The organism is Geomicrobium sp. JCM 19055 (assembly GCF_000698185.1).
Lineage (GTDB): Bacteria > Bacillota > Bacilli > Bacillales > Marinococcaceae > Geomicrobium_A > Geomicrobium_A sediminis.
Genome location: NZ_BAXL01000008.1, coordinates 62,740 through 76,200 on the forward strand (window position 1 = coordinate 62,740; position 13,461 = coordinate 76,200).

Annotated in this window: 17 protein-coding genes, 3 pseudogenes and 1 other annotated feature; of the genes and pseudogenes, 17 read left to right on the forward strand and 3 right to left on the reverse strand. The window is 41.8% G+C overall.

What is annotated here, in order from left to right; translation table 11 throughout:
- Positions 1 to 53: 53 nt before the first annotated feature.
- Positions 54 to 262 (forward strand) — a binding site (T-box leader).
- A 47-nt stretch (positions 263 to 309) separates the two neighbouring features.
- From alaS to JCM19055_RS27270, 14 genes and pseudogenes are all read left to right on the forward strand, one after another.
- Positions 310 to 2,948: pseudogene (gene alaS, locus JCM19055_RS08525) on the forward strand (alanine--tRNA ligase).
- Between the two features lie 65 nt (positions 2,949 to 3,013).
- A complete protein-coding gene (locus tag JCM19055_RS08530) occupies positions 3,014 to 3,274 on the forward strand; it encodes an IreB family regulatory phosphoprotein (protein ID WP_042359446.1) in 261 nt (86 codons plus the stop codon).
- Positions 3,275 to 3,279: 5 nt separating this feature from the next.
- Positions 3,280 to 3,706, forward strand: a pseudogene (ruvX, locus tag JCM19055_RS08535) (Holliday junction resolvase RuvX).
- Positions 3,707 to 3,727: 21 nt separating this feature from the next.
- Positions 3,728 to 4,054, forward strand: coding sequence for a DUF1292 domain-containing protein (locus tag JCM19055_RS08540; protein ID WP_239575558.1), 327 nt, complete (start codon positions 3,728 to 3,730; stop codon positions 4,052 to 4,054).
- 97 nt (positions 4,055 to 4,151) lie between these two features.
- Positions 4,152 to 4,430 (forward strand): hypothetical protein, encoded by a 279-nt coding sequence (locus JCM19055_RS29020; RefSeq protein WP_265181958.1) that lies wholly within the window; start codon positions 4,152 to 4,154, stop codon positions 4,428 to 4,430.
- A 43-nt stretch (positions 4,431 to 4,473) separates the two neighbouring features.
- Positions 4,474 to 5,328: pseudogene (mltG, locus tag JCM19055_RS08545) on the forward strand (endolytic transglycosylase MltG); the annotation flags it as partial.
- The gene (locus JCM19055_RS27265; protein WP_193745365.1) at positions 5,325 to 5,483 is read left to right on the forward strand and encodes a hypothetical protein; all 159 of its coding nucleotides are present in this window, start codon (positions 5,325 to 5,327) and stop codon (positions 5,481 to 5,483) included. The pseudogene mltG and the gene JCM19055_RS27265, both read left to right, overlap by 4 nt.
- A gap of 14 nt (positions 5,484 to 5,497) precedes the next feature.
- On the forward strand, positions 5,498 to 5,737 hold the full coding sequence (locus tag JCM19055_RS31530; RefSeq protein WP_370543063.1) for an O-methyltransferase: 240 nt from the start codon (positions 5,498 to 5,500) through the stop codon (positions 5,735 to 5,737).
- Complete coding sequence (locus tag JCM19055_RS31535; protein WP_052366112.1) at positions 5,715 to 5,966, forward strand: hypothetical protein; 252 nt, start codon at positions 5,715 to 5,717, stop codon at positions 5,964 to 5,966. Before JCM19055_RS31530 ends, JCM19055_RS31535 begins: the two co-directional genes overlap by 23 nt.
- A gap of 136 nt (positions 5,967 to 6,102) precedes the next feature.
- The gene (greA, locus tag JCM19055_RS08555) at positions 6,103 to 6,576 is read left to right on the forward strand and encodes a transcription elongation factor GreA (protein WP_042359448.1); all 474 of its coding nucleotides are present in this window, start codon (positions 6,103 to 6,105) and stop codon (positions 6,574 to 6,576) included.
- A gap of 112 nt (positions 6,577 to 6,688) precedes the next feature.
- Complete coding sequence (locus JCM19055_RS08560; protein WP_042359449.1) at positions 6,689 to 6,910, forward strand: hypothetical protein; 222 nt, start codon at positions 6,689 to 6,691, stop codon at positions 6,908 to 6,910.
- A 50-nt stretch (positions 6,911 to 6,960) separates the two neighbouring features.
- Positions 6,961 to 7,305 (forward strand): YrrS family protein, encoded by a 345-nt coding sequence (locus JCM19055_RS25330; RefSeq protein WP_265181970.1) that lies wholly within the window; start codon positions 6,961 to 6,963, stop codon positions 7,303 to 7,305.
- Positions 7,306 to 7,378: 73 nt separating this feature from the next.
- Positions 7,379 to 8,080, forward strand: a complete 702-nt coding sequence (gene mtnN, locus JCM19055_RS08570; protein WP_239575557.1) for a 5'-methylthioadenosine/S-adenosylhomocysteine nucleosidase — start codon at positions 7,379 to 7,381, stop codon at positions 8,078 to 8,080.
- 117 nt (positions 8,081 to 8,197) lie between these two features.
- On the forward strand, positions 8,198 to 8,377 hold the full coding sequence (locus JCM19055_RS27270) for a hypothetical protein (protein ID WP_042359451.1): 180 nt from the start codon (positions 8,198 to 8,200) through the stop codon (positions 8,375 to 8,377).
- A gap of 49 nt (positions 8,378 to 8,426) precedes the next feature.
- On the opposite strand, the gene JCM19055_RS08580 is transcribed toward JCM19055_RS27270, so the two are convergent.
- The 3 genes from JCM19055_RS08580 to JCM19055_RS31540 form a co-directional block, all read right to left on the reverse strand.
- Positions 8,427 to 9,050, reverse strand: coding sequence for a CoA pyrophosphatase (locus JCM19055_RS08580; RefSeq protein WP_042359501.1), 624 nt, complete (start codon positions 9,048 to 9,050; stop codon positions 8,427 to 8,429).
- A gap of 76 nt (positions 9,051 to 9,126) precedes the next feature.
- On the reverse strand, positions 9,127 to 10,704 hold the full coding sequence (locus tag JCM19055_RS08585; protein WP_370543054.1) for a prolyl oligopeptidase family serine peptidase: 1,578 nt from the start codon (positions 10,702 to 10,704) through the stop codon (positions 9,127 to 9,129).
- Entirely contained in the window at positions 10,598 to 11,119 is a 522-nt protein-coding gene (locus JCM19055_RS31540) for a TolB family protein (protein WP_370543055.1), read from the reverse strand. The genes JCM19055_RS08585 and JCM19055_RS31540 overlap by 107 nt, the downstream gene beginning before the upstream one ends.
- Positions 11,120 to 11,326: 207 nt before the next feature.
- On the opposite strand from JCM19055_RS31540, the gene JCM19055_RS08590 reads away from it, so the two are divergent.
- The 3 genes from JCM19055_RS08590 to JCM19055_RS08600 all read left to right on the forward strand — a co-directional run bounded on the left by JCM19055_RS08590 (position 11,327) and on the right by JCM19055_RS08600 (position 13,343).
- Positions 11,327 to 11,923 carry a ParB/Srx family N-terminal domain-containing protein gene (locus JCM19055_RS08590; RefSeq protein WP_042359452.1) on the forward strand — a complete coding sequence of 199 codons (597 nt, stop codon included), beginning with the start codon at positions 11,327 to 11,329 and terminating at the stop codon, positions 11,921 to 11,923.
- 119 nt (positions 11,924 to 12,042) lie between these two features.
- On the forward strand, positions 12,043 to 12,258 hold the full coding sequence (locus JCM19055_RS08595) for a hypothetical protein (protein ID WP_042359453.1): 216 nt from the start codon (positions 12,043 to 12,045) through the stop codon (positions 12,256 to 12,258).
- 80 nt (positions 12,259 to 12,338) lie between these two features.
- Entirely contained in the window at positions 12,339 to 13,343 is a 1,005-nt protein-coding gene (locus JCM19055_RS08600) for a YncE family protein (protein WP_042359454.1), read from the forward strand.
- The last annotated feature ends 118 nt before the right edge of the window (positions 13,344 to 13,461 follow it).

Sequence of the window (13,461 nt, forward strand, 5' to 3'; positions counted from 1 at the left end):
CGGCAAAACTTGACATGAACCTATTAGTCGTTGTATTATAAGAAAAGATATGAAAGAACACGATGAAGGAACGAGTAAATGATGTGGCATTGAACGATAGAGACATTCTCCTTAGGCTGAAAGAGAGTGCATGCCCCTCATTGAAGGCTACTCCTGAGTGCAAGTAAACCTTGCCGTTTGCAGCGTTAATGCAGCAGAGTGAGGCGCACGATCCGGTGTGCTTAACAAGGGTGGTACCGCGAATAAATGCTTCGTCCCTTTTTGGGACGGGGCTTTTCTGTGTTTACAAAACGATTGGAGGTCATATCAATGAAATCTTTAACATCTGCTGAAGTACGCCAAATGTTTATTGACTTTTTTTAAGGAAAAAGGACACGACGTTGAACCGAGTGCATCACTCGTTCCTCACGAAGATCCATCGCTTTTATGGATAAATAGTGGTGTAGCAACACTTAAGAAATATTTCGATGGACGTGTGGTCCCTGAGAACCTCGGATTGTAAATGCACAAAAATCAATTCGTACGAATGACATTGAAAATGTCGGAAAGACGGCAAGACATCACACGTTTTTTGAAATGCTCGGGAATTTTTCAATTGGAGAGTACTTTAAGGAAGAAGCGATTGAGTGGGCTTGGGAATTTCTAACGAGTGAGAAGTGGATTGGTTTTGATCCTGAAAAGCTTAGTGTTACGGTCCATCCTGAGGACATGGAGCTTATGATTACTGGAAAATAAATATTAAACTCCCTGAAGAGAGAATCATTCGCTTAGAAGAGAACTTCTGGGACATTGGTGAAGGACCAAGTGGTCCGAACTCTGAAATCTTTTATGATCGTGGACCTGCTTATGGAGATGACGAAAGTGACCCAGAGCTTTATCCGGGTGGGGAAAATGAACGTTACCTAGAAATTTGGAACCTCGTATTTTCTCAGTTTAATCACAACCCTGATGACACGTACACACACTTCCGAACCAGAATATCGATACGGGAATGGGTCTAGAGCGAATGGTTTCGGTTATTCAAGATACGAAGACAAACTTTGAAACCGATTTGTTTATGCCAATCATTAAAGAAACTGAGAAAATATCTGGGAAGAATTATGGGAATGATGAGTTGGACGACACAGCATTTAAAGTGATCGCTGACCATGCCCGCACGGTTTCGTTTGCCATTGGTGATCGGGCACTTCCTTCAAATGAAGGAAGGGGCTATGTTCTTCGTAGGTTATTACGCCGCGCTGTTCGTTACGCTCAAGCAATTGGAATCGATGAGCCATTCATGTACCGCCTCGTTCCAATCATTGGTGAGATTATGGAGTCTTACTATCCTGACGTAAAAGAAAACGAAGCCTTCATTCAAAAAGTCATTAAGAATGAAGAAGAGCGTTTTCATGAAACGTTAGCAGAAGGTCTTGCGCTTTTAAACGATGTTATTGAAACGGCAAAAGCTAAAGGTGTTAACCAAATCGATGGACGAGACGTATTTAAACTTTATGATACGTACGGTTTCCCGGTCGATTTAACCGAAGAGTACGTTGAAGAAGCAGGCTTTTTAATTGACATGGATGGGTTTAATGAAGAAATGAAAGCCCAGCGTGCGCGTGCACGTGCTGCTCGTAAAGAAGACGGTTCAATGCAAAGTCAAAATGAAACGCTACGAACGCTTACAAAAACGAGTACGTTTGTCGGTTATGACGAAACAAAAGTTTCAGCCAATGTCATTGCGATTGTCCAAGGGGAAGAATCAAAAGAAGTCATTGAGGCTGGAGAAAGTGCAATCGTCTTATTCGACCAAACACCGTTTTATGCTGAGAGTGGTGGACAAGTTGCTGATACTGGGATTATTTCTGGTGACAACTTTGAAGCGACTGTCGAAAATGTGTTGCGTGCTCCAAATGGACAACCGATGCACGAGGTGACGGTAACAAGCGGAACGTTGCAACTTGATCAAACAGTCACGGCATCGATTAACGATAAGGCACGTGCAAAAACAGAGAAAAACCACAGTGCGACACACTTGTTGCATCAGGCGTTAAAGGACGTACTAGGCGAACATGTCAACCAAGCAGGATCATACGTTGGTCCTGACCGTTTGCGATTTGATTTCTCACACTTCGGGTCTGTTACAGCAGAAGAGTTATCAGAGATTGAGCAAATTGTTAACAACAAGATTGCGGACAATATCGCTGTTGTAACTGAGCAAACGAGCATCGAAGACGCAAAAGAAAAAGGTGCAATGGCTCTGTTTGGTGAGAAATATGGGAGTGTCGTTCGCGTCGTTCACATTGGCGATTATAGTATTGAGCTTTGTGGAGGTTGCCACGTTCAAAACTCTTCAGAAATTGGATTGTTAAAGATCGTTACTGAAACGGGAATCGGTGCTGGTGTTCGAAGAATAGAAGCGGTAACAGGTACGGGGGCTTACGTCTATATGAACGAACAACTTTCGTTGTTAGACGAAGCAAAAGAAGCATTAAAAGTAAAAACAACAAAAGATGTGCCAAGAAGAATCGTTCAATTAAACGATGAGTTGAAAGCAAAAGATCGTGAGATCGAATCGTTAACCGATAAACTTGGCAACATGGATGCATTAAAGATTCTAGATGACAAGCAAGATGTAGACGGTGTTCCAGTCGTTGCTGCAATTGTCGAAGATCGTGATATGGATGCGCTTCGTTCAATCGCAGATGAATTGAAACAAAAACTAGATTCTGGAATTGTCGTTTTAGGTACGAGCAAAAATGGGAAAGTTAACTTAGTCACAACCGTAAGTAAAGATCTTATTCAAGCAGGTTACAAAGCTGGGGAGATCGTTAAAGAGACAGCGAAACTTTGTGGCGGTGGCGGCGGTGGCCGACCAGATATGGCACAAGCAGGTGGAAAAAAACCCTGAAAAACTACAATCAGCGATTGAAGCTGTGCCTAGTATCGTGCGTTCCATTTCATAAATCTTGTAAATCATGTACAATAGGGTCAAGTTATGTTGGAAAATCGAGAAACGAGGTGGCCTTCTATGAGCTCGAAGGATAACACAGTCAAGTTTAATGTCCAAGATGAACAGGCGGAAGTAAACGTACAAGAAATATTATTTAACGTTTATAATGCATTGGAAGAAAAAGGATACAACCCGATCAACCAAATTGTCGGATATTTACTATCGGGTGATCCAGCGTATATTCCTAGGCATAATGATGCCCGCTCATTAATTCGTCGCCTCGAACGAGATGAGCTTATTGAGGAGCTTGTGAGACATTATTTGAAAGGTACCGATTAATACGAATGAGAACAATGGCTTTTGATATTGGAGATAAACGAATTGGTGTTGCCGTTAGCGATTTACTCGGACTAACGGCACAAGGACTCGACACGATTCAAGTTCGGTCCATAAACTCTTCATTAGATGAGATGGAGCAACTCATTCATGATAACGAAGTGACAACGGTTGTGGTCGGTTATCCGAAAAACATGGATGGTACGATTGGTCCTCGTGCCGAAAAATCAATCAGGTACAAAGAAGCTCTAGAAGAGCGACTACATGTTACGGTGAAGCTATGGGACGAACGTTTGACAACGATGTCTGCACAACGTACTCTCTTAGAAGCAGACGTTAGTCGTTCTAAACGAAAAAAAAGTCGTGGATAAAATAGCGGCTGTCCTTATACTTCAAGGATTTTTAGACAATACTGCACACAAAACAAGCCTTTAAAGGATAAAAGGAGTAATTATCATGTTAGAAGAAAATGAGCGTATCGTATTACCAGACCCGGATGGCGAAGGGGAACATGTATTTGAAGTCATGTTCACGTTTGAAGTCGATGATAGCGAAAAGCAATACGTTGTCGTAACGCCTGTCGTTGAAGACGATCAGGAAGAAGATGAAGAAGTTGAGATTTTCGCATTTGAATACGAAGAAAGTGCTGAGGATCCGGAAGGATATACGTTGCACCAAATCGAGTCTGATGAAGAGTGGGAAATGGTCGAAGAAATGATCAACACACTTCTAGAAGACGATGAAACGTTGCTTGTTGATGGCGAAGCCGAAGACAAGGAATAATGAACGGATCGTCCCGGCCCAGGAATTTTTCTGGGACCGGGATTTCTGTTCGTATTGCAGTAGAACTATAGAAGCTTAGGTGGGGGAGGGGACCCTCTTGACAGAAGAATCGAAGGAACCAGTAGATGCGGTGTCAAGGCAGGTGGAGACTGCGCGTAAAGTACGTAAAATCGTGGTTATTGCATTAATTTCTATTGTTTTACTCGTAGCAGTCGTAATTTTATCGGGATATGTTTATCTGCAATCAGCCGTCTCAGCGATGGATGAAGAGGACGAGTCGACGGTAGAAGTTGAGATCCCGATCGGATCATCAACAATGGGGATTGGTCAGATTCTTGAAGATGAAGGCTTAATTACGAACGCAACTTTTTTTTAGATATTACGCTCGATACCAGAACTATTCTGGATTTCAAGCAGGGAATTATGAGTTAAACCGTGCCATGGATCTTGAAGAGATTATGACGTCACTTCAAGACGGGGTATATATGGAAGAGTACGCGTTTACGTTTGTAATTCCAGAAGGTCTGCAATTAGAGCAAATCGGTGAACGCATTGCTTCTGAGATTGATTACGATGAGGAAGAAGTGCTAGATGTGTTAACGGATGAAGCGTTTAGTGAACAGTTGATGGAAGAATATCCGTTATTAACTGAAGAAGTGCAAGACGATGATGTGCGTTATGCGTTGGAAGGATATTTGTTTCCAGCATCGTATGACTTTCTAAGTGAAGATACACCGGTTGAAGAGATCATTGAAGCGATGGTCGCTCGGATGGCTCAAATTTATGAAACAATTGTACAAGACTATAGCGAGGAAGAAGGAATTGAAGGTCCAGCTGCTGAATTAAGTGTTCATGAAGTTTTGACACTGGCTTCAATTATTGAAAGAGAAGCAGCAACTGCTGAAGACCGGCGATTAATTTCAGGAGTTCTTCATAATCGCTTAGAAGAGGGAATGCGTCTAGAAGTCGACCCTACCGTTGCCTATGCGATTGGTGAACATCGTTACATGACGAGTTACGACGATCTAGAAACAGACAATCCTTACAATACGTATCGTTTTAGTGGTTTGCCTCCAGGACCGATTGCAAGTCCTGGTGAAGACTCAATCCGAGCGGTATTTGAGCCCACTGATAGTGAGTATTTGTTCTTCTATGCACGTTTTGGTGGAGAGGTAATTTACTCAGAGACGTATGAAGAGCATAATGAAGTACACCAACAATACCGTGATGAATGGATTGAAGGTCAAGCTGATGATGAGGAAGACGACGAATGACGATGGATCGGTTACAATCGTATTTACATGAAGTTCATCCCCGTTTAAACGAGGATGAACTTCTACAAGAAATGGAACAACATGCTTTTGAACACCACGTTCCCATTATTGATTTAGAAAGTGCTCGTTTTTTTTACAACAGCTTATCGCATTAAAGGGTGTTACACGGATTCTAGAATTAGGATCTGCGATTGGTTATTCAGCAATTACGATGGCACATGCGACTGCTCAGGGCACAGTAACGACATTTGAGCGAGATGAAACCCGCATACAAGATGCACGTGCATTCCTTCAAAAAAGCGTTACAAAAGATCAGATACAACTTATTGAAGGAGATGCTTTTGAGCGAATTGAAGAATTACAAGGATCCTATGATTTTTTTGTTTGTGGATGCATCAAAAGGTCATAACATACGCTTTGTAGAAACGTTCTCGCCGTATTTAAAGCCAGGTGGTCTGATGGTTGTCGACAACGTCTTGTTTAAAGGGTGGACGTATGAACCGTCAGAGGCTCCGAAACGGCTACAACCACTCGCCAAAAAAATGGCTTCGTTTAACGAATGGTTACTGAAGCACCCACAGTTTAAGACGACCATTCACCCGATCGGTGATGGGATGGCAGTCGCAATTAAACAGTAAGTATGTATTTTTATTACTGATTAATGGTAAATTATTGCAAAGCAATTGTATTTTCGTAATAGAATGCGTATGATGAAATTCATATAAAATAAGAGAAGAGTCACGTTCTTCTTAAAGATTTAGAGGAGTGAAAGGCATGGCAGAGGATAAGAAGTATTATATGACAGAAGAAGGTTTACAAAAGTTAGAAGAAGAACTTGAGCACCTTAAGACGACAAGACGTCAAGAAGTTGTCGAACGTATTAAATTGGCTCGTGATTTTGGCGATTTATCGGAGAACTCCGAGTATGATACAGCCAAAGAAGACCAAGCCTTTATCGAAGGTAGAATTAACCAAATTGAGAATATGATTCGTAACTCTGTCATCATTGAAGATGATGGCAACAACGATGAGGTAAGTCTAGGAAAGTCTGTAACGTTTAAAGAACTTCCTGATGGTGATGAAGAAGTGTATACGATCGTAGGGAGCGCAGAATCCGATCCTTTAGAAGGAAAGATTTCGAATGATTCACCGATGGCACAAAGCCTTCTCGGTAAGCGTGTTGGAGATGTAGCGAACGTATCGACACCTGGTGGCGACATGGAAGTTGAGATTATTAACATCCAATAGTTCAAATTCCGACAAATGGCTCTATCATCTGATTGACAAATCCTTTATAGTAGAAGAGAACATGAATTGCTTTTCTTAATCAACGAAACATTGTAATGAAGGTGATTGCTCAATGGATGAACAAAACGAGTTCCGTAGTAGTCGAAACGATTTAAGAAAGAAACGTACGATGAACCGGATTATGAACGTATCGATCGGTGTAGTTGTTGTCCTTATTGGCTTTTTCATGTATCATTTGCTCTTTTCTAGTAGCGACGAAGTCGCAGACGAAGAGAACCAGCACCTGAACAGATTGAAACCGACGATGAGGTTGATGAGAACGACGATGCAATAGAAGAGAGTGACTCTGAAGAGGAGCTTTCTGAAGAAGAGTTAACAGAGCCGATCGAAGAAGATGAGGTTAATGAAGACGGTGAAGGCAATGATGGTGACAACGATGCACCGCTTGGACCTCCTGAAGACGGCAACTTTGAGCCAGTAGGCACAGAACAAGAATCGCTTGATTTTACGTTTACTGAGGGTACACAAAACCGTTATGAAATGATGCGTGCCATTGAGTATGCTACAGGAATTCCTGAATCAGATTGGGATTACCTTGATCGAATTGAGAATAATGGTGGCGTTGGTCAAGCTCTCGGTCGTATTTTCTATGAAGGGGTTCAATATGAGATTGAAATGGAATGGGTTGAAGGTGAAGGCTGGATGCCGTTGAACGTTTCAATCGGATAATAGAGATGCCTGGAATTGCTCATACAATTCCAGGCAATTTTAAGGTATACATACATGTTCTTACTAAGAGAGGATGGAAAGTGTGAAAATCGGTATTATTGGAGCTATGGAAGAAGAAGTTCGTACAATCGCCGCGAATTTAGAGAATCGTAAGGAACAAGAAATTGCAGGTTGTTATTTTTATGAGGGTAATTTATACGGCAAAGAAGTTATTCTTATGCAATCAGGAATCGGGAAGGTAAACGCTGCCATTGGTACGACACTGATGATTGAGTTGTATAAGCCTGATGTTGTCGTGAACAGTGGGGTTGCTGGTGGTTTGGATCGCACGATGAGTGTTGGCGATTTAGTGATTTCGACAGAAGTTCGTTACAATGACGTTGATGCGACAGTCTTTGGTTACGAGTTCGGCCAAGTGCCAGCGATGCCAGCTGCTTATAAGGCAGATGAGAAGACACACGAAGCGGTTCTCGCTGCTGCAAAGAAAAACCGAATTGACGTGAAATCCGGACTCGTCTTATCTGGAGATTCGTTTATGAATGATGAAGAGCGAATTGCGATGATTAAAGAAGCGTTTCCTGATGCATTATGTACGGAGATGGAAGCAGGGGCGATTGCGCAAGTGGCCCATCGTTTCGGGTGTCCATTCCTCATTATCCGCGCTTTAAGTGACATCGCAGGGGACGAGGCGATTCACTCGTATGAATCGTTCTTAGATACGACTGCCAAAATTTCTGCAGATCTTGTACAAACGATCATTCAAGATTTGCAATAATTACCTGCTAAAACGCGACTCTTTGCATGCTAGAATGATAGTGACATGCAAGGAGGGCTAACCGATGAAACAAACAGATCGTAAAACAGTTCGAATTAAAGATTATCAACGCTTTGCATGATTTTTCTGATGCTTGCATTGTTTTTATCGGTTGGGTTTTTGTTGCCTGAACCGTCAGAGCAAATGCGAACGTTGCCAGGTATAACATTATGGATGACTGCACTCGGAGGAGCATTACTTTGTATGGTCGTGAGTCATCGCTTTCAAAGCCAATTAGATAAAGAAAATCAGCAATAAAGATAGATTCTCATACATTAAGACCTAATCCATTTACTTGGGTTAGGTCTTACGTTATTTTCAAGAAGTGTTGAAGGATTCGAGCGGTTAAACCCCAAATATGTCGACCTTCATATTCATAGAAAAGCTCCGGTATGGATGATTTACGAAATTGATAGTCTCGTCCGCCGGCGATTTTTTCGTAAGGGAAGTCGTCCGGTGGATCAGGTGTAATAGGAATGATGATTTGGTCTGGATGTTGATTTCGGAGGCTTGCAATGGGAACGGTGAACAGTTCTGCCACTTCCTCGTTAGGGGCTAACGTGACATCATCAATCATAAAGACGTGGGGATAGACGACAATTCCGTATGCGGTTAACCATCGGTCTAATTCGCCGATATGTGCGGCTTTCGCTCTTGGGATGCCCGTTTCTTCACTTAACTCACGCACGGCCGCTTCACGTGACGTTAAATCTGATAACTCCATCTTTCCTCCAGGAAAACAAATGTCTCCAGGTTGTTGGCGCATTTTTTGGCTACGAACTTGAAAGAGAAGATTAGGCTCACCATTCACGTGCATAATAGGCAGGGCAACCGCAAACTTACGTGCGGTGTCTTCTCCAATAACACCAGGTAGGCGCTTTCGAAGTGCATTATAATTGATTATTTGGTCCACAGACGTCAGCCCTTTCATCGGAATAGTTCTGCAAGAAAGTCGTGTAAATAAAGACGGTGCGTCATGCAACATGCATGCGCACCGTACTTCTATGTTATGCGTTTTTTACGTATTTTTCAAACCACATGATGATTTCTTCAAGTCTTTTTTTACGTAACGTAGGAGGGCCACTACGGCTTAATTCATGGTTGGCGTTAGGGAAGCGAACAAATTCCGTTTCTTTACCGAGATGTTTAAGGGTAATAAACCATTGCTCGGCTTGTTCAATTGGACAGCGATAATCGAGTTCTCCGTGTAAGATGAGGAGCGGTGTTTCGACGTCTTTCGCATACTTTAACGGTGAATGATTCCACAGTTTTTCTGGATCTTCATGTAAGTGAGCGCCAATTTCCCACTCTGTAAAGAAAAAGCCGATATCACTCACACCGTAGAAGCTAAGCCAGTTAGAGATCGAGCGCTGGGTAACGGCTGCTTTAAAGCGGTTTGTCTTCGTGACAATCCAGTTCGTCATAAAGCCACCATAGCTTCCGCCTGTAACACCGAGGCGGTCGACATCAATCCAATCGAACGACTCGATCGTTTGATCGACGGCGGACATAATGTCTCGGTAGTCATCGCCACCGTAATCTCCTCGTACAAGATCAACAAAGGTTTGGCCATAGCCATAACTTCCTCTAGGGTTCGTATACAATACACCGTATCCTTTTCCTGCAAGCGTTTGTAACTCATGAAAGAAGGCATATCCGTACATCGCATGCGGACCACCGTGAATTTCTGTAATGAGTGGGTATTTTTCTCCTTCTTTGAAATCGTATGGTTTTAAGAGCCAGCCTTCAATTGTTGTCCCATCATGAGCGGTGAAGGAGAGTGTCGTTGGTTCTATAAGCTGTACGTTTTCAAGGAGTGATTGATTAATCTCAGTTAATCGTTTAGGTGCTTTTTCATTTAGAAGGTAGTAATCACCAGGTTCGGTAGGGAAACTAATACCTGCAATAACTTCATCTTGTACGTGATTGTAATGAAAATCAAAGACGTGTGCATCTTCTAAAAATACGGGTTGCAACGATTGATTTAAGTCGATTGTGTAGAGCCCAGTTCGACCGTTGCTACTCGCTGTAATGTACAGTGTGTCGTTTGTTTTCCATATGAAGCCTGGACTACTGCTGCCACTATTAAAATCAGAAATCATACTATCTGGAAATTGCATGTCATAGTCTTGTGTAAGATTTACTGTATTGCCGTCTTTAACGACATATAATTCGTTTTGAGTCGCACCTGCATGTGTTTTCTTATTACCGACGTAAGCAAACGATTGCCCATCTTGTGACCAAGCAGGGAGGCCGTATGTCCCTTTTCCATCTGTCACTTGCTCACTCTTATGTGTTTCTAAATCAAGCTGATAGACGTCACTGACGAGCTCATGGTCGCTGTAACGATTGGCTGTGTAGCTAATGATGTTCCCGTTTGGGTGCCAGCTACTTGCATTGCGGTCGAAATCCTCTTTCGTTAGTTGCGTAGTTTCTCTCGTATCGACGGTGTATAAGAACAATTGCAGAACCGTATCATCATGAAACCCTTTTGCATCGGACTTGTACTTTAATCTCGTAACACGAAGAGGTTCTTTTGCCTTCTTTTCCTGTGCTTCTTTTTTTCTCTTCTCGTGTACGTTCACCTTCGTTATAGACAATTGTGCCTGCAGCGACAGGTGCACTAAATAAAAGCTGTTGACCGTCTGGAGACCAAATTGGTGCACCTGCACCGTGACGTAAAAAGGTTAATTGTTGAGGCTCTCCACCTGTTGTCGGCATCATCCATAGCTGGGACGTACCACTACGGTTTGATAGGAAGACGACAGATTTTCCATCTGGTGAGTAGCGGGGGCTATGATCTTTTACATCACCAAACGTCCACGCATGGCTAATCGTTTGTTCTTGCAATTGTCCAACGTATAAATGACTATTGTAAGACTCTTGTTCGTTAACAGAGGTTTGTACATATATGTATTGATTGCCATCTGGATGAATTTGAACGTCAGAAATACGTTTTAATTCTGACAAATCATGAATCGTAAGTGCTCGCTTTTCCATTTATCATGTCCCCTTCAAAAATAAAGTCAATTCACACTAGTTCTCATTTTAAAAGAAGAGATGCCTCATGACAACGGTTATTTAGAAAGTCGAAATAAAATTTTCGTTCAATTACCCGAAAAACTCTTCACATCGATTTGTTCATGCTCGAATATCCTCCAGTCGTGATTGCATAAGTTTATACACGGTAGGTCGAGGAGGCAGAGGATGAATTCATATTGTAATGAAGTTTTATTACACGATATTTCATTAGAAAATCAGATGCGTTCACAGGTGGATATAGAGACGCTAGTTGAAAGCATTCAGCTAACAGGGATTGTAACACCATTAATCGTTGAAAAAGCAAGTGAACATGATTATATCCTCGTAGATGGTCATCGCCGTTACGAAGCACTGCAGCTGCTCGGAATAACGAGCGTCCAATGCTTAATCTATCCAATTACAAGTGCAGGAAATCGATTGTTACGTCAGTTACTGCTTGGTCTTAATTCAAAGTCGCTAACGAAAAACACGATGATTCAGCTGATTGTCAGTTGGTTAGATGCGGCTCAAGAAGAGAAGGATGCCCAGTTAAAGACGTTGTATTTAACGAACAAAGTAAAAGGTAAACCGTCCGATCAATGGATCCGAAAGTTGAATGTACATCAAGATTTGAAGAATTTCCTGATCCATAATTACCGAGAAAACAAAATTGAAGTTGAAACATTGCAAGTCGTTGCGACAGTCAGTGCGTTACCAGGATTTCGTGAGCTTGATGATCGCGTGAAATTGAAAGTCGTCGAAATTCTTGTGAATGAATTTTAACTCATACGATTTCGTAAGGCTTAATGATATTGTAAAGAGGGTATGTAAATAAATGACAGAATACCCATTAAAAGAGATGATGCAAGCTAGAGGGGCGGTCTATTTTAGGAGTGATCGCAATGTTTACCACCGTTCAATTTTGGGTCGTGATATGGATCGGCTTGGATCGAAAGTTTAGAAAGCTAAACATCGTGACAAAATCAACAGATGTTAGAGATGTGGAGAACTTATTCTATCAGAGATTAGAGCAAGAAATGTACAGAGAGATCGTAGAGATCGTTGAAATAACAAGGCGTAGGGAAATTCGAATTGAAGAAGAACAAGTAAATTGGTGACATGTCGTAAGGAAACTGACCACCTCTAGGAAGAAAACGTGCATACGCTAAGTAGAACGCATGTGCCAGGAGGTGAAAACATGTCCTATAACCATTGCAAAAGAATTGAAATTAATAATAACTTAATCAATGGTCCGGGGTTAACGCCACAACCGTGGCCAACACCAACACCCGAACCGCCTGTACCGTCTATTTGTGGGAAGGTGTATGTGGCGAATCAGTTAGGTAACTCAGTCAGTGTTATGGATACAGTTACGGGTCAAGTGATTACTACGATCGACTTGAATGGGAGTCCGCTATATATTAGTTATGATTCCAATACAAACCGAATTTTTGTTTCTTTAGCATATATCAATGAACTCGTCATTATTGATCCTGACACAGATACAATTACGTATCAAATTCAGGTCAATGTAACAACACTTAGTGAGGTGCTATTTAATTCGAGTTTAAATCTTTATTATGTTGTGTCTCAAGGAAGTAATGAAATTGTCATTTATGATGGAACGACGTTTGAGGAAGTTGGGCGAGTTAATGTACCAGTTCCTGTCTATTTAGCGATTGATAATAACACGGGTCTAGTTTATGCGCCAGCTACCCGGTCAAATTATGTGTCTGTGATAAATGGAAGTACAGAAATTGCTCAAATCATTGTCGGGGCAGCTGATAGTAACCCAGTAGAAATTGCGTTAAATTCAACGACGAGACGCGCCTATGTATCGTTACGAGGAAATAACAGCGTTGCCGTCATAGACACAGTTACGAATACACTTATTACAACGATCACCGTACAAGGAAGCCCGTTTGGAATTGATATTAATCCGGTTACGAATAAAGTGTATGTGACTTTAACGAATGGTGAGTTTGTCGAAATTGATGGGGTTACAAACACGGTCACGAATCGAATCCAGGTGAGTGATTATTCTAGAGCGGTCGTTGTGGACGACGAACGAAACATTGCCTATGTTGCCAATTTAAATGAGAACACTGTTTCAATAATTGATCTAACAACATTTTCCGTAATTCAAACGACTGAAGTGGGTAGAGCACCGAGGAGACTAGCGCTATATCATTACGAATGCTAGTAAAAACAGAGAGGCCCCGATCAGGAAAGGGGCTTTTTGTGATGAAGAGGATTTATGTTTCCTCACAATACATCTCTGTACATGAGTATTTAAGTTCACACAATTTTACGTTTAACGA

Excerpts from the sequence above, each read along its gene's own strand:
- JCM19055_RS08530 (WP_042359446.1), top strand. The coding sequence starts at position 3,014 with ATGAGCTCGAAGGATAACACAGTCAAGTTTAATGTCCAAGATGAACAG.
- JCM19055_RS08540 (WP_239575558.1), top strand. The coding sequence starts at position 3,728 with ATGTTAGAAGAAAATGAGCGTATCGTATTACCAGACCCGGATGGCGAA.
- JCM19055_RS27265 (WP_193745365.1), top strand. The coding sequence starts at position 5,325 with ATGACGATGGATCGGTTACAATCGTATTTACATGAAGTTCATCCCCGT.
- greA (WP_042359448.1), top strand. The coding sequence starts at position 6,103 with ATGGCAGAGGATAAGAAGTATTATATGACAGAAGAAGGTTTACAAAAG.
- JCM19055_RS08560 (WP_042359449.1), top strand. The coding sequence starts at position 6,689 with ATGGATGAACAAAACGAGTTCCGTAGTAGTCGAAACGATTTAAGAAAG.
- mtnN (WP_239575557.1), top strand. The coding sequence starts at position 7,379 with ATGGAAAGTGTGAAAATCGGTATTATTGGAGCTATGGAAGAAGAAGTT.
- JCM19055_RS27270 (WP_042359451.1), top strand. The coding sequence starts at position 8,198 with ATGATTTTTCTGATGCTTGCATTGTTTTTATCGGTTGGGTTTTTGTTG.
- JCM19055_RS08580 (WP_042359501.1), bottom strand. The coding sequence starts at position 9,050 with ATGAAAGGGCTGACGTCTGTGGACCAAATAATCAATTATAATGCACTT.
- JCM19055_RS31540 (WP_370543055.1), bottom strand. The coding sequence starts at position 11,119 with ATGGAAAAGCGAGCACTTACGATTCATGATTTGTCAGAATTAAAACGT.
- JCM19055_RS08590 (WP_042359452.1), top strand. The coding sequence starts at position 11,327 with ATGAATTCATATTGTAATGAAGTTTTATTACACGATATTTCATTAGAA.
- JCM19055_RS08595 (WP_042359453.1), top strand. The coding sequence starts at position 12,043 with ATGTTTACCACCGTTCAATTTTGGGTCGTGATATGGATCGGCTTGGAT.
- JCM19055_RS08600 (WP_042359454.1), top strand. The coding sequence starts at position 12,339 with ATGTCCTATAACCATTGCAAAAGAATTGAAATTAATAATAACTTAATC.